21 protein-coding genes and 1 tRNA gene are annotated in these 17305 nt (G+C 65.1%); 15 read left to right on the top strand and 7 right to left on the bottom strand.

What is annotated here, in order from left to right; all coding sequences use genetic code 11:
- Positions 1 to 51 precede the first annotated feature (51 nt).
- Together ACTJJX_RS11030 and amrZ are read right to left on the bottom strand one after the other, a co-directional pair.
- Positions 52 to 417: a DUF2784 domain-containing protein gene (locus ACTJJX_RS11030; RefSeq protein ID WP_004365945.1), complete on the bottom strand. Its 366-nt coding sequence runs from the start codon at positions 415 to 417 to the stop codon at positions 52 to 54.
- Positions 418 to 570: 153 nt separating this feature from the next.
- Positions 571 to 897 (bottom strand): transcriptional regulator AmrZ, encoded by a 327-nt coding sequence (gene amrZ, locus ACTJJX_RS11025; protein WP_003091802.1) that lies wholly within the window; start codon positions 895 to 897, stop codon positions 571 to 573.
- A 360-nt stretch (positions 898 to 1257) separates the two neighbouring features.
- On the opposite strand from amrZ, the gene phnC reads away from it, so the two are divergent.
- The 13 genes from phnC (at position 1258) to phnP (ending at position 11882) form a co-directional block, all read left to right on the top strand.
- The gene (gene phnC / locus ACTJJX_RS11020) at positions 1258 to 2094 is read left to right on the top strand and encodes a phosphonate ABC transporter ATP-binding protein (protein WP_016852600.1); all 837 of its coding nucleotides are present in this window, start codon (positions 1258 to 1260) and stop codon (positions 2092 to 2094) included.
- Positions 2095 to 2146: 52 nt separating this feature from the next.
- Positions 2147 to 3151, top strand: a complete 1005-nt coding sequence (gene phnD / locus ACTJJX_RS11015; protein ID WP_003113119.1) for a phosphonate ABC transporter substrate-binding protein — start codon at positions 2147 to 2149, stop codon at positions 3149 to 3151.
- A 66-nt stretch (positions 3152 to 3217) separates the two neighbouring features.
- Positions 3218 to 4012: a phosphonate ABC transporter, permease protein PhnE gene (gene phnE / locus ACTJJX_RS11010; protein ID WP_003091793.1), complete on the top strand. Its 795-nt coding sequence runs from the start codon at positions 3218 to 3220 to the stop codon at positions 4010 to 4012.
- A 20-nt stretch (positions 4013 to 4032) separates the two neighbouring features.
- Positions 4033 to 4755, top strand: a complete 723-nt coding sequence (gene phnF / locus ACTJJX_RS11005) for a phosphonate metabolism transcriptional regulator PhnF (protein ID WP_003091792.1) — start codon at positions 4033 to 4035, stop codon at positions 4753 to 4755.
- A 9-nt stretch (positions 4756 to 4764) separates the two neighbouring features.
- A complete protein-coding gene (gene phnG / locus ACTJJX_RS11000; RefSeq protein ID WP_003098697.1) occupies positions 4765 to 5223 on the top strand; it encodes a phosphonate C-P lyase system protein PhnG in 459 nt (152 codons plus the stop codon).
- Positions 5223 to 5852, top strand: a complete 630-nt coding sequence (phnH, locus tag ACTJJX_RS10995; protein ID WP_016852601.1) for a phosphonate C-P lyase system protein PhnH — start codon at positions 5223 to 5225, stop codon at positions 5850 to 5852. The genes phnG and phnH overlap by 1 nt, the downstream gene beginning before the upstream one ends.
- On the top strand, positions 5852 to 6952 hold the full coding sequence (locus ACTJJX_RS10990) for a carbon-phosphorus lyase complex subunit PhnI (protein WP_003098699.1): 1101 nt from the start codon (positions 5852 to 5854) through the stop codon (positions 6950 to 6952). Before phnH ends, ACTJJX_RS10990 begins: the two co-directional genes overlap by 1 nt.
- Positions 6949 to 7833, top strand: coding sequence for an alpha-D-ribose 1-methylphosphonate 5-phosphate C-P-lyase PhnJ (locus ACTJJX_RS10985; RefSeq protein WP_003098700.1), 885 nt, complete (start codon positions 6949 to 6951; stop codon positions 7831 to 7833). The genes ACTJJX_RS10990 and ACTJJX_RS10985 overlap by 4 nt, the downstream gene beginning before the upstream one ends.
- Entirely contained in the window at positions 7830 to 8645 is an 816-nt protein-coding gene (gene phnK / locus ACTJJX_RS10980) for a phosphonate C-P lyase system protein PhnK (RefSeq protein ID WP_003098701.1), read from the top strand. Before ACTJJX_RS10985 ends, phnK begins: the two co-directional genes overlap by 4 nt.
- Positions 8646 to 8694: 49 nt before the next feature.
- The gene (gene phnL, locus ACTJJX_RS10975; RefSeq protein WP_003098702.1) at positions 8695 to 9411 is read left to right on the top strand and encodes a phosphonate C-P lyase system protein PhnL; all 717 of its coding nucleotides are present in this window, start codon (positions 8695 to 8697) and stop codon (positions 9409 to 9411) included.
- Complete coding sequence (locus ACTJJX_RS10970; RefSeq protein ID WP_003091776.1) at positions 9401 to 10564, top strand: alpha-D-ribose 1-methylphosphonate 5-triphosphate diphosphatase; 1164 nt, start codon at positions 9401 to 9403, stop codon at positions 10562 to 10564. Before phnL ends, ACTJJX_RS10970 begins: the two co-directional genes overlap by 11 nt.
- Positions 10564 to 11121 carry a phosphonate metabolism protein/1,5-bisphosphokinase (PRPP-forming) PhnN gene (phnN, locus tag ACTJJX_RS10965; protein WP_003098703.1) on the top strand — a complete coding sequence of 186 codons (558 nt, stop codon included), beginning with the start codon at positions 10564 to 10566 and terminating at the stop codon, positions 11119 to 11121. The genes ACTJJX_RS10970 and phnN overlap by 1 nt, the downstream gene beginning before the upstream one ends.
- The gene (phnP, locus tag ACTJJX_RS10960) at positions 11112 to 11882 is read left to right on the top strand and encodes a phosphonate metabolism protein PhnP (RefSeq protein WP_003122225.1); all 771 of its coding nucleotides are present in this window, start codon (positions 11112 to 11114) and stop codon (positions 11880 to 11882) included. The genes phnN and phnP overlap by 10 nt, the downstream gene beginning before the upstream one ends.
- 38 nt (positions 11883 to 11920) lie before the next feature.
- Here phnP and ACTJJX_RS10955 read toward each other — a convergent pair whose 3' ends face one another.
- The 4 genes from ACTJJX_RS10955 to ACTJJX_RS10940 form a co-directional block, all read right to left on the bottom strand.
- On the bottom strand, positions 11921 to 12106 hold the full coding sequence (locus ACTJJX_RS10955) for a PA3371 family protein (RefSeq protein ID WP_003098706.1): 186 nt from the start codon (positions 12104 to 12106) through the stop codon (positions 11921 to 11923).
- 51 nt (positions 12107 to 12157) lie between these two features.
- Positions 12158 to 12304: a hypothetical protein gene (locus tag ACTJJX_RS10950; protein ID WP_003091766.1), complete on the bottom strand. Its 147-nt coding sequence runs from the start codon at positions 12302 to 12304 to the stop codon at positions 12158 to 12160.
- Between the two features lie 89 nt (positions 12305 to 12393).
- Positions 12394 to 12672, bottom strand: a complete 279-nt coding sequence (locus tag ACTJJX_RS10945) for a hypothetical protein (RefSeq protein WP_003113127.1) — start codon at positions 12670 to 12672, stop codon at positions 12394 to 12396.
- A 192-nt stretch (positions 12673 to 12864) separates the two neighbouring features.
- Complete coding sequence (locus tag ACTJJX_RS10940) at positions 12865 to 13383, bottom strand: GNAT family N-acetyltransferase (RefSeq protein ID WP_016852602.1); 519 nt, start codon at positions 13381 to 13383, stop codon at positions 12865 to 12867.
- Positions 13384 to 13502: 119 nt separating this feature from the next.
- Here ACTJJX_RS10940 and ACTJJX_RS10935 point away from each other — a divergent pair.
- Both ACTJJX_RS10935 and ACTJJX_RS10930 read left to right on the top strand, forming a co-directional pair.
- Positions 13503 to 13579: transfer RNA gene (locus tag ACTJJX_RS10935), tRNA-Arg, on the top strand.
- Positions 13580 to 14864: 1285 nt separating this feature from the next.
- The gene (locus ACTJJX_RS10930; RefSeq protein WP_440781970.1) at positions 14865 to 15686 is read left to right on the top strand and encodes a DUF6531 domain-containing protein; all 822 of its coding nucleotides are present in this window, start codon (positions 14865 to 14867) and stop codon (positions 15684 to 15686) included.
- A 224-nt stretch (positions 15687 to 15910) separates the two neighbouring features.
- On the opposite strand, the gene ACTJJX_RS10925 is transcribed toward ACTJJX_RS10930, so the two are convergent.
- Complete coding sequence (locus tag ACTJJX_RS10925; protein WP_004423958.1) at positions 15911 to 17182, bottom strand: IS4-like element ISPa1635 family transposase; 1272 nt, start codon at positions 17180 to 17182, stop codon at positions 15911 to 15913.
- Positions 17183 to 17305: the final 123 nt, after the last annotated feature.

Here is a 17305-nt window from a genome sequence, read left to right as displayed (position 1 = left end):
TCGCTGCCGGCGCAGCATTATCCAGGTACGGAATGACGTGGCATCCGTGGCTCAGCGGCTACCGCGGCGATGCAACAGATACAGGTAGACGATCAGGTTGAGCAGCAGAACGATGGCGCCAAGGATCCACTGCACCGCCGGGGTCAGGCCGGCGGGATAGATCAGCGGCAACAGGTAGTGCTCGACGAAGCCGCCGCTGTAGCCGGCGTCCCCGGCGGCCCGGCGCAGACGATTCTCCAGCGGGGTCAGCGGACAGGGCAGGCCGAGAAACTCCACCGCGCAGCCCCAGGCCACCGCCGGCAGGTGCAGCCAGGCCAGGCGTGGCCAGCGCAACGGCAGCAGGCCGCCGAACAGGACGAACAGGATGAAGCCCAGGTGCAGCCAGACCAGGGCATCGGCGGCCAGGCGATAGCTCATTCGGCTCTCCCTCGTGGCGTTGGAGGGATAACGCCACCGCTACAGGGGCCGGCGGATAACCGCCTTGCGGTTACTCGCCCATGGTTTGGCCATCCATAAAGAAAAAGCCGGCGAATGCCGGCCATTTCAAGCGCTACGCGTGGGCTTCGGCGCTCAGGCCTGGGCCAGCTCCGCATCGTGTGCGATCAGGGCGACCAGCGCGTTCTGCTGACGGTGGGTCAGCTGGCGGAAACGCTGCAGCAGCTCGCGCTCGTGCAGGCTGAGTTCCGGGCTGTCCAGGCGAACACCGAGATTGTCTTGCAGCGCCCCTTCCTGGAGCAGGCTCTGCTCGAGTCGGGCGATGATCTCGGAGTTCATGCTGCGGTGATGGCTGCGAGCGACTTCTGCGATCTGCTCACGCATGCCCTCGGGCAGACGAACGACGAATTTGTCAGCGGTACGGCTGGAGTAGGTAGGAGTTGCCTGTTTCAGTGGGCGCATACATTGAACCTGTAGAGTCAGGGAAAAGCGGTGCCGAGGAAGCGTTCATTGTTCTCGGGCCTATGACCACGATTTCCGCTAGCCGTTCAGTCTGTTATTTCGGAAACAACAATTAGTTGACGTCAATTGTGCGTTGCGTGCCGGCGTTTTGCCAGTACCAGCTATCTGAAATGCGAGCGATTCAGCAAAAGCCTAGTTTTTTACTGGGGGTTGGATGATGGCCTTCTGACCACCGGTCGTTCAAGGGATTGTCACTCGACTGTCATCGTCACTTCACCGGGCTGACACAGTCTCCTTCTATCTTGGTCTACACCAGATGGCGCCGCTGGCGTCTTCGTGCAACCGATTGGAGGGAGAACGATGAGCGCGGTGATCCGTGTCGACAGCCTGAACAAGACCTTTGCCCGCAAGCAGGCGCTTTTCAACCTGAGGCTGGAGATCCAGGCGGGCGAGATGGTGGCGTTGATCGGTGCATCCGGCTCCGGCAAATCCACGCTCCTGCGTCACGTCGCCGGGCTCGCCCGCTGCGACCGCGACAACGGCGGCAGCATCGACGTGCTGGGTCGCCGCCTGCAGGCGTCCGGCCGCCTGAGCGGCGAAGTGCGTCGCCTGCGCGCCGACATCGGCTACATCTTCCAGCAGTTCAACCTGGTCAACCGCCTCAGCGTGCTGGACAACGTCCTGCTCGGCTTCCTCGGTCGCATGCCGCGCTGGCGCGGTTCGCTGGGGCTGTTCAGCGCCGAGCAGAAGCGCCAGGCCCTGGAAGCGCTGGCGCGGGTCGGCCTGGCCGATTTCGCCGGGCAGCGCGCCTCGACCCTTTCCGGCGGCCAGCAGCAGCGCGTGGCCATCGCCCGCGCCCTGACCCAGAAGGCCGAGGTGATTCTCGCCGACGAACCGATCGCCTCGCTCGACCCGGAGTCGGCGCGCAAGGTGATGGACATCCTCGCCGATATCAACCGCCACGACGGCAAGACCGTGGTGGTGACCCTGCATCAGGTCGACTACGCGTTGCGCTATTGCCCGCGCGCGGTGGCCCTGAAGGGCGGCCGGATCCTCTTCGACGGCAGCAGCGAGCACCTTTCCGAAGGCTTCCTCAACGAACTCTACGGCGCCGAAGGGGACACCCCGCTGCTGTTTTCCGACCGTGCCCGGCGAGGGGCGGTGAGCCAGCCGGAACTGACCCTCGCGCGCGCCTGACGTCATTCGAACCGCATAAAAAACCGCCAAACCCTGCCCAGGAGTTCTCTCCATGTTGAAACGCTTCAGTCGTGTGCTCGCGGCTTCCGCCCTGCTCGCCGGCTCCCTTGCCGGGATGGCGCACGCCGACCAGCCGGTGATCAATTTCGGGATCATCTCCACCGAGTCGTCGCAGAACCTCAAGAGCATCTGGGAACCCTTCCTCAAGGACATGAGCCAGCAGACCGGCTACCAGGTGAAGGCCTTCTTCGCCCCCGACTACGCCGGGATCATCCAGGGCATGCGTTTCGACAAGGTCGACATCGCCTGGTACGGCAACAAGGCCGCCATGGAAGCGGTGGATCGCGCCCACGGCGAGATCTTCGCCCAGACCGTCGCCGCCAGTGGCGCGCCGGGCTACTGGAGCCTGCTGATCGCCAACAAGGACAGCAAGATCGACAGCCTCGAGGACATGCTGGCGAACGCCAAGAGCCTGACCTTCGGCAACGGCGATCCGAACTCCACGTCCGGCTACCTGGTGCCCGGCTACTACGTGTTCGCCAAGAACAACGTCGACCCGGTCAAGGCCTTCAAGCGCACCCTCAATTCCAGCCATGAGGTCAACGCACTGGCGGTGGCCAACAAGCAGGTCGACGTCGCCACCTTCAATACCGAGGGCATGGAGCGCCTGGAATTGACCCAGCCGGAGAAGGCCAGGCAGCTCAAGGTGATCTGGAAGTCGCCGCTGATCCCGGGCGACCCGCTGGTGTGGCGCAACAACCTGAGCGACGAGCAGAAGAACAAGCTGCGCGACTTCTTCTTCAAGTACGGCGCCAACGCCGAGCAGAAGAAGGTCCTCGCCGACCTGCAATGGTCGAAGTTCCAGCCCTCCGACGACGACCAGTTGCTGCCGATCCGCCAGCTCGAGCTGTTCAAGCAGCGCACCGACGTGGCGAACAACGCCAACCTCGGCGCCGAGGAGAAGGCCGCCAAGCTGAAGGCCCTCGACGAGGAGCTGGCCAAGCTGGAGAAACGCATGGCCGAGCGCGAGCAGAAAACCGCCGCCAACGCCGGCTGATCCACCCCGGGCGCGGCCGGCGCCGCGCCCACCCGATTCGCCAATACCGCTGTCGAGATTCCCGATATGAGCACTCTGAGCACCACCGCCGCGGCGGCCGCCACCGGCAAGCCATCCTGGGGACGCCTGGTCGGCTGGGGCCTGTTCCTCGCCATCCTCGCCTGGTCCTGGAAGGGCGCGGAAATGAACCCGGCCGTGCTGTTCCGCGACGCCGGCAACATGGCGACCTTCGCCGCCGACTTCTTCCCGCCGGACTTCGGCAACTGGAAGCTCTACCTCAGCGAGATGCTGGTCACCGTGCAGATCGCCCTCTGGGGCACGGTGCTGGCGATCGTCTGCGCCATCCCGCTGTCGATCCTGGCTTCCGAGAACATCGTGCCCTGGTGGGTCTACCAGCCGGTGCGGCGGGTGATGGATGCCTGCCGTTCGATCAACGAGATGGTCTTCGCCATGCTCTTCGTGGTCGCCGTCGGCCTGGGCCCGTTCGCCGGCGTGCTGGCGCTGTTCATCAGTACCACCGGGGTGCTCGCCAAGCTCTTCGCCGAGGCGGTCGAGGCGATCGACCCCGGTCCGGTCGAAGGCGTCCGCGCCACCGGTGCCAGCGCCCTGCAGGAGGTCATCTTCGGGGTCATCCCGCAGGTCCTGCCGCTGTGGATCTCCTATTCGCTGTACCGCTTCGAGTCCAACGTACGTTCCGCCACCGTGGTCGGGATGGTCGGCGCCGGCGGCATCGGCGTGATCCTCTGGGAGGCCATCCGCGGCTTCCAGTTCGGCCAGACCTGCGCCGTGCTGATCGTGATCATCGTGGTGGTGAGCCTGATCGACGTTCTGTCACAACGCCTGCGCAAGCTGTTCATCTGACGACGCGAGGAGGGCGCCTGGTGCGCCCTTTCCAAACCATGCACTTGTCTAGACAAAGCGAACCGCTGTACCGCGAACTGGCCGAACGGCTGCGCCAGGAACTGCTGGCCTACCGCCCCGGCGACTACCTGCCCGGCGAGATCCAGCTGGCCCAGCGCTTCGCGGTGAACCGCCATACCCTGCGCAGGGCGCTCGACGAACTGGTGCTCGAAGGCCGCGTGCTGCGGCGCCAGGGCAAGGGCACCCAGGTCCTGGAGGCGCCGACGATCTACCCGATGGGCGCCGCCAACGCCTACACCGAGTCGCTCTCGGCCCAGGGCCACCGGGTCGAGGCCCGGCTGCTGGAGGCGCGCCAGCGCCCGGCCGGCGCCGCCGAGGCCACCCACCTGGGGATCGGCGAGGGCGGGCGGGTGCTGGAACTGACCACCCTGCGTTACCTCGACGGCCAGCCAGTGAGCCTGATCCGCCATTGCTACGCCGTTTCCCGCAGCGAGCTGCTCGCCGACTACCAGGGCGGTTCGCTGCGTCGCTACCTGGCCGACAAAGGCCTGCCGCTGACCCGCACCTACAGCCTGATCGGTGCGCGCCTGCCCAACCGCGAGGAGGCGGCGCGCCTGCTGATGCCCCGCCATGCGCCGTTGCTCACCGTCCTCACCCTGTCCCGCGACCGTACCGGCCAACCGGTGGAACTGGCCCAGTCGATCAGCCGCGCCGATCGCTTCCAGTACCAGGTCGCCCCCTAGGAGAAGCCCATGACCGCCTTGCATTCCGATCCCACCATCGCCGCACGACAGCGCTGGATGGGCGTGCTCGCCCGCGCCCGTCGCGAGGAGCTGGACGCCCATGCGGACGCCCTGCGCGATGCCGACTATCACCTGCTGCGCGCCGCCGAGACCGGCATGACCCTGGTGCGCGGACGCATGGGCGGCACCGGCAGCCCGTTCAACCTCGGCGAGATGACCGTGACCCGCTGCGTGGTGCGGCTCGGTGACGGACGCACCGGCTACAGCTATGTCGCCGGGCGCGACAAGCGCCACGCCGAACTGGCCGCCCTGGCCGACGCGCACCTGCAGGGCGCCGACGCGGCGGCCTGGCAGGCGCGCCTGATCGAACCGCTGGCCCGCACCCAGGCCGAGCGCCGCGCCGCCCAGGAGGCGGAAATCGCCACTACCAAGGTGGAGTTCTTCACCCTGGTCCGAGGAGAAGATTGATGACCAGCGTTTCGCTTCCCAGCCCGGCGGATACCGCCGCGCTATTGCAACCGGCGTTCCAGGACCCGGTCCTGGATGCCCAGCGGAGTTTCCGCGCGGCGCTCAAGGCCCTCGCCGAACCGGGGCTGGTGCGCAACCTCGACCGCGCACCGGCGCTGGCCGCGTTGCAACCGGCCAGCTACGCGCTGTGCCTGAGCTTCCTCGACTCCGACACCCCGCTGTGGCTGGCGCCGGGTCTCGACAGCCCGACGTTGCGCGCCAACCTGGCCTTCCATTGCGGCTGCCCGATCGTCGCCGAGCGTGAGCAGGCGCTGTTCGCTTTGCTCGACGAAGGCGAGCTGGACGACCTGAGCGGCTTCGACAGCGGCAGCGACCGTTATCCGGACCAGTCCTGCACCCTGCTGATCCAGCTCGCCGGCCTCGATGGCGGCGCCTCGCTGGAGTGGCGCGGACCGGGCATCGCCGAAGTGCGCCAGGTGGCGTTGCCGGTGAGCGCCGGGTTCTGGGCACAGCGCGCCGCACGCACCGAATTCCCCAGGGGCCTGGATGCCTTCTTCGCCGCCGGCGAGCGCATCCTCGGCCTGCCACGCAGTACCCGGGTCAGCGAACCCGTCGAGGAGGTGGCCTGATGTACGTAGCCGTCAAGGGTGGCGAGAAGGCCATCGACAACGCCCATCGCCTGCTGGCGCGCAAGCGCCGCGGCGATACCGCGCTGCCGGAGCTGTCGGTGGAGCAGATCCGCCAGCAGATGCCGCTGGCCGTGTCGCGGGTGATGACCGAGGGTTCGCTGTACGACGAGCAACTGGCGGCACTGGCGATCAAGCAGGCGGCCGGCGACCTGATGGAAGCGATCTTCCTTCTCCGCGCCTACCGCACCACGCTGCCGCGCTTCGCCGCCAGCCTGCCGCTGGACACCGCCGGGATGCGTCTGCAACGACGTATCTCGGCGACCTACAAGGACCTGCCGGGCGGGCAACTGCTCGGTCCGACCTTCGACTATACCCATCGCCTGCTCGACTTCAGCCTGCTCGCCGAGGGCGACTACCCCGGCCCCGAAGTGGAGCGGGGCGCGTCCCTGGAGCCTTGTCCGCGCGTGCTCGGCCTGCTCGACCGGGAAGGCCTGATGACGCCGGAGTACGAGCTGCCCGGCGCGGTGCCGGATATCACCCGCGAGCCGCTCGACTTCCCCACCGGCCGCGCCCAGCGCCTGCAGGCCCTGGCCCGCGGCGACGAGGGCTTCCTTCTCGCCCTGGGCTATTCGACCCAGCGCGGCTACGGCCGCAACCATCCGTTCGCCGGGGAGATCCGCATCGGCGCCTGCGAGGTCTGGCTGGAGCCCGAGGAACTCGGCTTCGCGGTGCCGGTGGGCGAGATCGAGGTCACCGAGTGCGAGATGGTCAACCAGTTCGTCGGTTCCCGCGAGGAGCTGCCGCAATTCACCCGTGGCTACGGCCTGGCCTTCGGCTACGCCGAGCGCAAGGCGATGGGCATGGCCCTGGTCGACCGCGCCCTGCGCGCCGAGGAATACGGCGAGGAGGTGGTGTCGCCGGCGCAGCAGGAAGAGTTCGTCCTGATGCACTGCGACAACGTCGAGGCCGGCGGCTTCGTCTCGCACCTGAAGCTGCCGCACTACGTCGATTTCCAGTCCGAGCTGGAGCTGATTCGCAAGCTGCGTCGTCCCGGCGTCGCCGAATCCGCGCAACCCACTGACCAGGAGAAGCGCGCATGAGCCTTTCCCCGCAAGCCAGCGCCGCGCCGGAGCAGGGCTACAACTTCGCCTACCTCGACGAGCAGACCAAGCGCATGATCCGCCGCGGCCTGCTCAAGGCGGTGGCGATCCCCGGCTACCAGGTGCCCTTCGGCGGCCGCGAGATGCCGCTGCCCTACGGCTGGGGCACCGGCGGCATGCAGGTGACCGCGGCCATCCTCGGTGCCGACGACGTGCTCAAGGTGATCGACCAGGGCGCCGACGACACCACCAACGCGGTATCCATCCGGCGTTTCTTCGCCCGCACCGCCGGGGTCGCCACCACCGAACGGACCCCGGAGGCGACGGTGATCCAGACCCGCCACCGGATACCGGAAACCGCCCTGAGCGGCGAGCAGATCATGGTCTACCAGGTGCCGATCCCCGAGCCGCTGCGCTTCATCGAGCCTTCCGAGGCGGAGACCCGGACCATGCATGCGCTCGACGACTACGGGGTGATGCACGTGAAGCTCTACGAGGACATCGCCACCTTCGGCCATATCGCCACCAGCTATGCCTACCCGGTGACGGTGGACGAGCGCTACGTGATGGATCCCTCGCCAATTCCCAAGTTCGACAACCCCAAGCTGGACATGAGCCCGGCGCTGATGCTGTTCGGCGCCGGTCGCGAGAAACGCCTGTACGCGGTACCGCCGTTCACCCGGGTGGCGAGCCTGGACTTCGAGGACCACCCCTTCGAAGTCCAGCGCTGGGAGGAAAGCTGCGCCTTCTGCGGCAGCCACGAGTCCTACCTGGACGAACTGATCGTCGACGACCGTGGCGGAAAGCGCTTCGTCTGTTCCGACACCGATTACTGCACGCAGCGGCGTGCCTGCCAGGAAGAAGGGGAGGACGCGCAATGAACGCGGTCTGCGAATCCATCGATGCGAACCTCGACGCGCGCGACCGGCCGCTGCTCTCGGTGCGTGGCCTGACCCGCCTGTACGGGCCGGAAAAGGGCTGCCAGGAGGTCGACTTCGATCTCTACCCCGGCGAGGTGCTGGGCATCGTCGGTGAGTCCGGCTCGGGCAAGTCGACCCTGCTCTCGTTGCTCTCCGGGCGCTGCCCGCCGGACGCCGGCACGGTCGCCTACCGCGACGACGGCGACCGCTGGCTGGACCTCTACGCCGCCAGCGAAGCCGAGCGGCGCACCCTGCTGCGCACCGAGTGGGGCTTCGTCGAGCAGAACCCGCGCGACGGCCTGCGCATGGGCGTGTCCGCCGGCGCCAACATCGGCGAACGGCTGATGGCCCAGGGCGTGCGCCACTACGGTCGGCTGCGCCAGGCCGGGCTGGACTGGCTGGAACAGGTGGAGATCGATCCGCTGCGCATCGACGACCTGCCGCGAACCTTTTCCGGCGGCATGCAGCAGCGCCTGCAGATCGCCCGCAACCTGGTCTCGGCGCCACGCCTGGTGTTCATGGACGAACCCACCGGCGGCCTCGACGTGTCGGTGCAGGCGCGCCTGCTCGACCTGCTGCGCGGCCTGGTGCGCGAGCTGGACCTGGCGGTGGTGATCGTCACCCACGACCTGGCGGTGGCGCGCCTGCTCGCCGACCGCCTGATGGTCATGCGCCGTTCGCGGGTGGTGGAAGCCGGTCTCACCGACCAGATTCTCGACGACCCGCAGCATCCGTACACGCAATTGCTGGTGTCGTCGGTCCTGCAACCCTGAGCCGAAGCGTCGGCGCCGGTCCGCGCGACGGGCGCCCGGAGAAGTAGCGATGAACAACCTGATCGAGGTCCGCGACCTCAGCAAGACCTTCACCCTGCACCAGCAACAGGGCGTAGTGCTCAATGTGCTGCGCGGGCTCAACTTCAATGTCGCCGGTGGCGAATGCCTGGTGCTCCACGGACGCTCCGGCGCCGGCAAGAGCACCCTGCTGCGCACGCTCTACGGCAACTACCTGCCGGCCGGCGGCAGCATCCGCCTGCGCCACGCCGGCGACTGGTTGGAACTGGTCGGCGCCGAGCCTCGCGAGGTGCTCGCCGTGCGTCGCCAGACCCTCGGCTACGTCAGCCAGTTCCTGCGGGTGATCCCGCGGGTGGCGACCCTCGACGTGGTCATGGAGCCGGCCCTGGCCCGTGGCTGGAGCCGCGACAGCGCCGAACTGCGGGCGCGCAGCCTGCTGGCCCGGCTGAACATCCCGGAACGCCTCTGGCAACTGGCGCCGGGTACCTTTTCCGGCGGCGAGCAGCAACGCGTCAACATTGCCCGCGGCTTCATGGTCGAGTGGCCGATCCTGCTGCTCGACGAGCCGACCGCGTCCCTCGACGAAGCCAACCGCCAGGTAGTGCTGGAGCTGATCGGCGAAGCCAAGGCCGCTGGCGCCGCGTTGATCGGCATCTTCCACGACCGCGCCGCCCGCGAGGCGGTGGCCAGCCGCTACCTGGACATGAGCCAGGAGCTTTCCCGCCAGGAGCAAGCCCATGTCGTCTGAACGCGTTCTCAGCAATGCCCGGGTAGTCAGCGCCGAGCGGGTCTTCGTCGGCAGCGTGCTGCTGCGCGACGGCCTGATCGCCGCGGTCGACGAAGGCCGCAGCCACCTGGCCGGGGCCGAGGACCTGGGGGGCGACTACCTGCTGCCCGGTCTGGTCGAGCTGCACACCGACAACCTGGAGAAGCACATGACCCCGCGTCCCGGCGTCGACTGGCCATCGGCCTCGGCGGTGCTGGCGCACGACGCGCAGATCGTCGCCGCGGGAATCACCACGGTGTTCGACGCGCTGTCCATCGGCGACGTCAACCCCAAGGGCAAGCGCATGCAGCAGTTGCCGAAGATGCTCGAGGCCATCGGCGAGGCCGCCGCCAGCGGCGACGCGCGCGCCGACCATCGCCTGCACCTGCGTTGCGAGGTCAGCCATCCGCAGACGCTGGAGGTGTTCCGCGAACTGGTCGAGCATCCGCTGGTGCAACTGGTCTCGGTGATGGACCACGCCCCCGGCCAGCGCCAGTTCGCCAGGCTGGAGAAGTACCGCGAGTACTACCAGGGCAAGTACCACCTGAGCGATGCCGAGATGGACGCCTTCATCGTCGAGCAGGTAGCCAACTCCGAGCGCTACAGCGACGCCGCCCGTGCGGCCATCGTCGATGTCTGCCAGGGACGCGGCCTGTCGGTGGCCAGCCATGACGACGCGACCCTCGCGCATGTCCGCGAGTCGGCCGGCTACGGCATGGCCATCGCCGAGTTCCCGACCACCGTGGAGGCCGCCAGGGCCAGCCACGAGCACGGCCTGCAGGTGCTGATGGGCGCGCCCAACGTGGTCCGCGGCGGTTCCCACTCGGGCAACGTGGCGGCGGCGCAACTGGCGGGAATCGGCGTGCTGGATATCCTTTCCAGCGACTACTATCCGGCCAGCCTGCTGCATGCGGCCTTGCTGCTCGCCGGCGAGCACAGCGAGTATGATGCGATCCGCTACGACCTGCCGCGCGCGGTGGCGATGGTCAGCCGTACCCCGGCGCTGGCCGCCGGGCTGACCGATCGTGGCGAAATCCGCGTCGGCCTGCGCGCCGATCTGCTGCAGGCGCGGGCGCTCGGCAACAACCAGCCGGTGGTGCGTCAGGTCTGGCGCGGCGGGCAGAGAGTGTTCTGATGACAGGCAGACTGATTTATCTGATGGGGCCTTCCGGCTCGGGCAAGGACAGCCTGTTGCAGGCCGCGCGCGAGCCCCTGGCGCTGCGCGGCTGCCGTATCGTGCGGCGGGTGATCACGCGCTCCGCGGAAGCGGTGGGGGAGGACGCCCAGGCGGTGACTCCGGCGCAGTTCGACACCCTCGAGCGGGCCTCGGCGTTCGCCATGAGCTGGCGCGCCAACGGCCTTTGCTATGGCATTCCGGTGCAGATCGACGAGTGGCTGGCGCAGGGCTACGACGTGCTGGTGAACGGCTCGCGCGGCTACCTGGCGCAGGCCCGCCGGCGCTATCCGGATCTGCTCGCGGTCCTGCTCGGGGTGAAACCCGAGGTGCTGCGCCAGCGCCTGCTGGCGCGCGGCCGGGAAAGCCCCGAGGAAATCGAGGCGCGCCTGGCGCGTAACGCCGAGTTCGCCGCCGGCCTGGAGGGCCCGCTGTTCCAACTGGACAACTCCGGTGATCTCGACGACACGCTACGCACCCTCCTGGCTCGTCTCGGCAGCGACCGCGCATGCGCCTGACCCTGCTCGGCACCGGCGACGCCCGCCAGGTGCCGGTCTACGGTTGCGATTGCCCGGCCTGTCGCAACGCCCGCGCCGACGCCGGCCTGCGTCGCCGTCCCTGTAGCGCGCTGCTGGAGTGCGCCGGCCAGCGTTGGCTGATCGACAGCGGCCTGGTCGATCTCTGCGAGCGCTTCCCGCCCCATAGCCTCGATGGCATCCTCCAGACCCATTACCACGCCGACCACGCCCAGGGCCTGCTGCACCTGCGCTGGGGCCAGGGTCTGGTGATCCCGGTGCACGGCCCGGCTGACCCGGAGGGCCTCGCCGACCTCTACAAGCATCCGGGCATCCTCGATTTCAGCCAGCCCTTCGGCGCCTTCGAGCGGCGCCAGTGGGGCGCGCTGGCGGCGACCGCGTTGCCGCTGGTCCACTCGAAGCCAACCTTCGGCTACTTGCTGGAGGGGGCTTCCGAGGAGGGAACGATACGGCGCCTGGCCTACCTCACCGATACCGTCGGGCTGCCGGCGGACAGCGCCTCGCGATTGCTCGCGGCGCCGCTGGACCTGCTGGTGCTGGACTGCTCGATGCCGCCGCAGGAGCGGCCGCCGCGCAACCACAACGACCTCACGCGGGCATTGGAGTGCATCGAATCGCTGCGTCCCCGGCGGGCCGTGTTGACTCACGTCGGGCATACGCTGGACGCCTGGCTGCTGGACCACCCCGCTGCGTTGCCCGAAGGGGTGGAACTGGCGCGCGACGGCGTGTGCCTGCCGCTGTGAGCGACGCTGTAGCGCCCGGCAAAGCGCTGCGGGCGAAATCAGTCCAGGCTTGGATCGAAGCGGATTCGCCGACCTACCACCAGTGCAAACAGCAGCCATGCGCCGGAAATGCCCAGCAGACCCCAGGCGCACCAGGCGAGGAGGGTGGCCTCGGGCGGCAGGCTCAGCGCCAGGATCGCGCTGGCGATCACTACGAACAGAAGAATGACGGCGGATCGTGACATGGTTTCGCTCCCGGAGCCCTCTCCGTCGGGCTCGCTGTTCCTTGTGCCGGCTCAGTGGCGCCGAGGTTCCGTGGCGCCCTTGTCGCTCAGCGGAAGCTTCGCTGGATATTCGTCTCCTCCGCGCTCTATCAGCCAGAGCAGCCCGTAGACGCCGACCGAAAGGGCCAGGGCGGTCAGCGGCAAAGCCAGGATCCACATGTTCTTTCTCCCTTTCCGCTCGCCAGCATCCCGGGGACCTGTGCGGCGGTGTAGCGTCGTTGGATGCCGGACTCCCGGCGCTTGCTTCGTCAGAATGTCCAGGCCTGTTCGTCGGCCGCGGTCACCAGCGCCGTGCCGCGCTCGTCCTCGCCTACGGTGACGATGCGCGGGGATTCGTCGGGCGCCTGGATCACCAGTTGTTGCGCAGCGGGTGCCCACTGCGGCGTTGCGTTGCTGTCCAGCACTACCGGCCTTTCGCCGTTGCGTTCCTGCGTCCTGTCCTCGTCGCCCAGTGCGCTGTTCTGGAAGACTACGAGAGCCAGCAGGGAAAGAAGTCCGGTGCCGACCAGGTTGCGTGAGCTGCTCATGTTCACCTCCATTTCGTAGCTTTGCCAGGCAGATGGCCAAGGTTTGATCCTGAGGGTCTTGTAGCAGCGGTTGTGCCAACTTTTTTCTATAAAAAATCCTTTTAAATCAATGAATTATATATGTGCCCGAGACTCTCTCGCATGCACTTTGCACGGATGGGCATTTTACCGGTTGCAAAATGCATGATGATGTCAGCCCAGTTGCAGCGCCAGGCTTACGCCGTGGCTGGTGAACCCTAGCGGGGCATAGAAGCGCTGCGCGGTTTCCCGGTCCTGGTGGCTGGAAAGCGCCAGTTTGTAGCAGCCCCAACTGCGCGCGCGCTCCACGGCCCGGCCGATCAGTTCGCGGCCTACGCCCTGGCCGCGGGCGTGGCGGTCGACCACCATGTCTTCGAGAATCGCCGAGCGGGCGAAATCGTGCGCCAGGTGTTCGATCAGATGCAGGGTGCAGGTGCCGAGCAGGCGCTCGCCGCGCTCGGCCACCAGGGTGACCCGGTCGCCGTGCGGTCGTTGCAGCTGGATGGCCAGCAACGCCGGGTCCGGGCGCGGATCGGCGCTACCGAGTTGCTGTAGCAGCAACGACAGGCGCGGCGCGTCGTGCTCGCTGGCGATCCGCACGTCGAAGCTGGCGAAGGGGGAGTCCGGTATCCGCGGCTGGCGCGGGGCGTCCGGCAGGTCCTGTGCGGCGGGAATGGCGACGGTCTGGTTCATGCTGCACCTCCAGGGTTGCGGAAAATTATGCGCAGCCTTGGTGGCAGTGGCATGACAAACGCTTTCTCTGCCGTTAACATGCCGCCCGGACGCGGCGCACCGCTCGCCATGTCCGGCGTGTCCCGGTAGCTCAATTGGATAGAGCATCCCCCTCCTAAGGGGAAGGTTGGAGGTTCGACCCCTCTCCGGGACGCCAAATATATCGGGCACTTACCGCACATCGCTTCTCCCGGGCCAGTTCTTTGTCAGGGCATGGAGGGTGCAGTAAGCCTACAAAGAAAGCCTCGTCCTGAATCGCTCAGACGGGGCTTTTCCATGCCGGCCAGCTCAAATGTCTGTCGTCAGCGCCAGCAGGACAACCGGGTGGCCTGCGCCGCTCCCGGTAAGCTCGATCCTCGCTTTCCCTTCTCATCGCGACCTTCGCGCGCGTTCTTAATCCTCCGAATACCCTACCAAGCGCATCGCTGGATGCAGCTTCGAGATCTTTCACCTTCATCGAGAGCACGTCCTCATTGTGGTTTTCCGGGCAGTTCTAGCCTAGTGCCATTACGTCGAGGTTTGGGCTCGATGTGATGGTGTGCCTAAGGGCGGTGCCGGCAGATCGCATCCAGGCGAATGAGGTGCTGGAGATAGGCGGAATTTTCCGCCGATCAGGAGGGGCCAGAAACTTTCCGGACTCTGGCCGGAGAGGGAGTGCGGAATCATTGCAGATCCTGGCCAAGCCATGCCGGAAAATTTTCCGGTATATGGCGGGAAAGTCTCCGGCACATGCGACGGGCACGCTTTTGTACCGTATCGGGTGGGATCCCTCGGCGACTGGTCTGGCAAGGTAGGTTTTTCTCACTTTCCCCCATTAGTAGTGGTCGTGATCTGTGGTGCCTGACTGTCTCCTCAAAATTGTGGGCACGGTCGCGCGACCCTCTCCTGAAAATTCAGGAATTTCGTCCCCAGCTCAAAAGAACGTTTTGCGTCCTTTAGCCTGGGCGAGATACCGGGAGTTTTCCTGCATTGCAGGAGATCCGAACTGGCGATTTTCCGGTTTTGCCGGGGTGTCGTTTCATCGTCCTTGGGCATAGCGGGACGGTATCCTCATTGGCCGTCCTCCATTGGAGTTTTTGCCGCCGGCGGTGGCCGCAAGGCAGGCCGACTGCGCCACCTCGTCCGAGGTCGGTAGATTCCTGGCTTAATCACCTTGGCCGCGTGCTTGCTCCCGTCTGGCTCACGGACAGAAATTTGCGTAAACGCCGTCGGTTCTTAAGACTGGCTCACGGAATACAGTGAACATCTATACGAAACTCGACTGCCGGATATGATCGGCACTGGATTTGGGGCGAATAGTAAGCCGGGTAGATGATCGAGGGGGCTTCACTGCGAACCGGAAGTGGCAGGAAACGAAGCTTTTTGTGGCCCAGGAGAAAGGATAAATGAGGACTAAGGCAAGTCTATTAGCTCAGGGGAGGCTACGTTCTGTAACGCGTTTAATGTTCACGTTGTTCTTCGCCCAGAGCGCTAATGCTGAACTTTATCAATGGAAAATTAGCATACCAGGGGAACCTACAGCCTTCTTTCCATCCTATGCGGCGGCGTGCCAGTACTACTTCGATAATACATCGAAAAACTGGCTAAAAAAAATTGAGAAAATGAATCCCAAGTGGGTTCAATGCAATGTTTCGGGTACTGGCGGGATTACTTGGCAGACCTCGGGAGCTACCTTGATCGGCAACAGCTGCCCACTAGGGGCTGAGCTTAATAACGAGACAGGAAGCTGCGATTGCCGCCCCGGTTACGAAATGAATGACGGTGGCTGTAAGCTTCCAGATAAAAATGGCCCCGACAAGGGGGCTCCGCCGCCGGAGGGTTGCGCAGGAAACCCGGTCAACATCACCAATGGCAACAAATATCAGGTCGAGCATGACTTAATAACCCCGATTCCGCTTGCCCGACACTACAATGGCCTGGACGGATTATGGCGTCATTCGTTCTCTGCGCGCATAACACGCAAGGATGATAGCTACCTACTTTACCGCGAAGACGGAAAGGTTTCGGAGTTCAGTGGGGCCGGGAGAGATCTAACTTCCCTCACGGATCTGGGAAAGCTTAGCCGACTAGCAGGAAGATTTTTCTATACCTCGGAGCTCAACGAAACTATAGAGTTTGACCCGTATGGAAAACTCGCCAGGCTCAAGACCAAGGAGGGTCGAAAGTATCGTGTAGAGCGAGGCGCTAATCTTACGATTAGCGACGAACGTGGCAACAAACTCGTTCTCTCGGAGGGAGCCAACCATCCAATGTCATCAACCTAAGCTGCAGCCCTGCCCAAGGCAAGCCCCCCGAAGCAGCCAGCCGCCATGGCCGTCGGGCGATGACCAGGCCTCTGCCGCTCAATCAGGCGGTCTAGCTGGGCTGGCGGTGATGTGATCATCGTCTGTTCCGGCTGTCTAGGCGAGATTTCTCGTCCTCCGGACGAGCCTATGCCGACCGCTTGTGGCCAGCTTTTTTTGCACGGAGGTTGGGCGGTGGTGTTTCTTCAGCGCGTCGGTTTGTAGCCCTCACAACCTCGGCTGGCTGCGCGTTTGCGTTGGCGCGCAAAGCTACGGCCTGAGCGTACGGCACTGAGGCTTTTAGCCATCAAGGCCAGCACATTGCTCAGCCCCTGAGCACAGTGCCGCACCAGCAGCTCGACCAGGGTATTTTTGAGCCGTGACACGCCTTGGGTGAAGTTGACTTTCCATCGCAGCTTGCGACCTTTGTGGCGCTGTTCGATGACCGGCTGTAGCAGGTGCTGCATCAACAGCGCCAGGTTCTTCAACAGTTGAGCGGCATGAAAGTCCTGCTTTACAGCGGTCACGCTGCGGCCGCTGAAGTTGTCCAGCGTCAGGGTTTGTTTGAGGCGACGGAAGTCGGTTTCGATGCCCCAGCGGCGGTGGTAAAGCTCGGCAAACACCTCAGCGGGAAAGGCTTCTCGATCCAGCAGCGAGGTCAGCAATACTTCGCTTTCGCCGTTGGCCAACTCGACCCGGATCAGTCTCAGCTCGATCTGGCTGGCAGGATCAACGCCAGCCTCGGAGCAGAACAGACGTGCTTCAGGATGGTTGGCCACGAAAAGCTGTGTGTCTTCAACTTGGCCAGAGTGTAGAAACGCTTTGACCTGGGCGTTATAGCCACAGGGCAGGCGCATCAGAAAGTGCCGCTGTTGCTGCGCGAACAGCGCGAATAACCAGTGCCCAGGGTAACCACGGTCAAACAGCGTCAGGCTGTCAGCCGGCAGGTGCTCAAGGTGCAGATGGGCACAGTCGCGCTCACCGACTGTCAGGGGCACGATCAGGCTATGCAAGGTTTGACCGTCAGCGACTTCGTAGAGTGTGGACAAGCGAGCCATGGGAAAGCCAGAGTGACTGCCAAAGAAGGTCGCCATGGTCGACTCCAGGGGTAAATGCACGGTCGAGCCATCCACCGCGAGCACCCTCAGCCCACGCCACTTCTGACGCAGCCCGAAGCAGTCAATTTGTTGCTGCAGGAGGCGATTGAGACTTTCAAATACCTCGGGGTTGAGCTTTTTGCGCGCTTTGCAGAAGGCCTGCGCAGTGACCATTTGCGTCTCAGTCGACGCCTGATTGAGTACGCGATAGAACTGATCGAGTTCGGTTTGCAGGGCCGTGCGCGGCTGATTGAGCAGGAACAGGACGAGGTTCTTGAAGGTGAGCTGGCGTCGGCGGGTAAAGTCTTGAGGATTCTGGCGGTGGGCGGCGATGAAGGCGGGACAATCGAGCGGGCTGGTTATTTTTTGTACAATTTTCAAGCCAGGGTTTGGCTGGCGGTGTCAAGCGATGCGGTATAGGTAGTCAAAAGGGCTTCTCCCATGCACTGATTTGAGCGCTAATTATATGATATTTATGGATAATTTCCAAAGTTGATGACATTG

The organism is Pseudomonas sp. 22490, assembly GCF_052044465.1.
GTDB lineage: Bacteria > Pseudomonadota > Gammaproteobacteria > Pseudomonadales > Pseudomonadaceae > Pseudomonas > Pseudomonas aeruginosa.
The sequence above is the reverse complement of the archived record's forward strand: the minus strand, read 5'-3'. Positions and strand labels throughout refer to the sequence as shown.

What these genes read in the sequence shown, in the direction of transcription:
- ACTJJX_RS10930 (WP_440781970.1), top strand. Translation starts at nt 14,865, where the DNA reads ATGTTCACGTTGTTCTTCGCCCAGAGCGCTAATGCTGAACTTTATCAA.
- phnL (WP_003098702.1), top strand. Translation starts at nt 8,695, where the DNA reads ATGAACAACCTGATCGAGGTCCGCGACCTCAGCAAGACCTTCACCCTG.
- ACTJJX_RS10950 (WP_003091766.1), bottom strand. Translation starts at nt 12,304, where the DNA reads ATGTGGATCCTGGCTTTGCCGCTGACCGCCCTGGCCCTTTCGGTCGGC.
- ACTJJX_RS11030 (WP_004365945.1), bottom strand. Translation starts at nt 417, where the DNA reads ATGAGCTATCGCCTGGCCGCCGATGCCCTGGTCTGGCTGCACCTGGGC.
- ACTJJX_RS10985 (WP_003098700.1), top strand. Translation starts at nt 6,949, where the DNA reads ATGAGCCTTTCCCCGCAAGCCAGCGCCGCGCCGGAGCAGGGCTACAAC.
- amrZ (WP_003091802.1), bottom strand. Translation starts at nt 897, where the DNA reads ATGCGCCCACTGAAACAGGCAACTCCTACCTACTCCAGCCGTACCGCT.
- phnK (WP_003098701.1), top strand. Translation starts at nt 7,830, where the DNA reads ATGAACGCGGTCTGCGAATCCATCGATGCGAACCTCGACGCGCGCGAC.
- ACTJJX_RS10955 (WP_003098706.1), bottom strand. Translation starts at nt 12,106, where the DNA reads ATGTCACGATCCGCCGTCATTCTTCTGTTCGTAGTGATCGCCAGCGCG.
- phnN (WP_003098703.1), top strand. Translation starts at nt 10,564, where the DNA reads ATGACAGGCAGACTGATTTATCTGATGGGGCCTTCCGGCTCGGGCAAG.
- phnG (WP_003098697.1), top strand. Translation starts at nt 4,765, where the DNA reads ATGACCGCCTTGCATTCCGATCCCACCATCGCCGCACGACAGCGCTGG.
- ACTJJX_RS10940 (WP_016852602.1), bottom strand. Translation starts at nt 13,383, where the DNA reads ATGAACCAGACCGTCGCCATTCCCGCCGCACAGGACCTGCCGGACGCC.
- ACTJJX_RS10945 (WP_003113127.1), bottom strand. Translation starts at nt 12,672, where the DNA reads ATGAGCAGCTCACGCAACCTGGTCGGCACCGGACTTCTTTCCCTGCTG.
- ACTJJX_RS10970 (WP_003091776.1), top strand. Translation starts at nt 9,401, where the DNA reads ATGTCGTCTGAACGCGTTCTCAGCAATGCCCGGGTAGTCAGCGCCGAG.
- phnP (WP_003122225.1), top strand. Translation starts at nt 11,112, where the DNA reads ATGCGCCTGACCCTGCTCGGCACCGGCGACGCCCGCCAGGTGCCGGTC.
- phnE (WP_003091793.1), top strand. Translation starts at nt 3,218, where the DNA reads ATGAGCACTCTGAGCACCACCGCCGCGGCGGCCGCCACCGGCAAGCCA.
- ACTJJX_RS10990 (WP_003098699.1), top strand. Translation starts at nt 5,852, where the DNA reads ATGTACGTAGCCGTCAAGGGTGGCGAGAAGGCCATCGACAACGCCCAT.
- phnH (WP_016852601.1), top strand. Translation starts at nt 5,223, where the DNA reads ATGACCAGCGTTTCGCTTCCCAGCCCGGCGGATACCGCCGCGCTATTG.
- phnC (WP_016852600.1), top strand. Translation starts at nt 1,258, where the DNA reads ATGAGCGCGGTGATCCGTGTCGACAGCCTGAACAAGACCTTTGCCCGC.
- phnD (WP_003113119.1), top strand. Translation starts at nt 2,147, where the DNA reads ATGTTGAAACGCTTCAGTCGTGTGCTCGCGGCTTCCGCCCTGCTCGCC.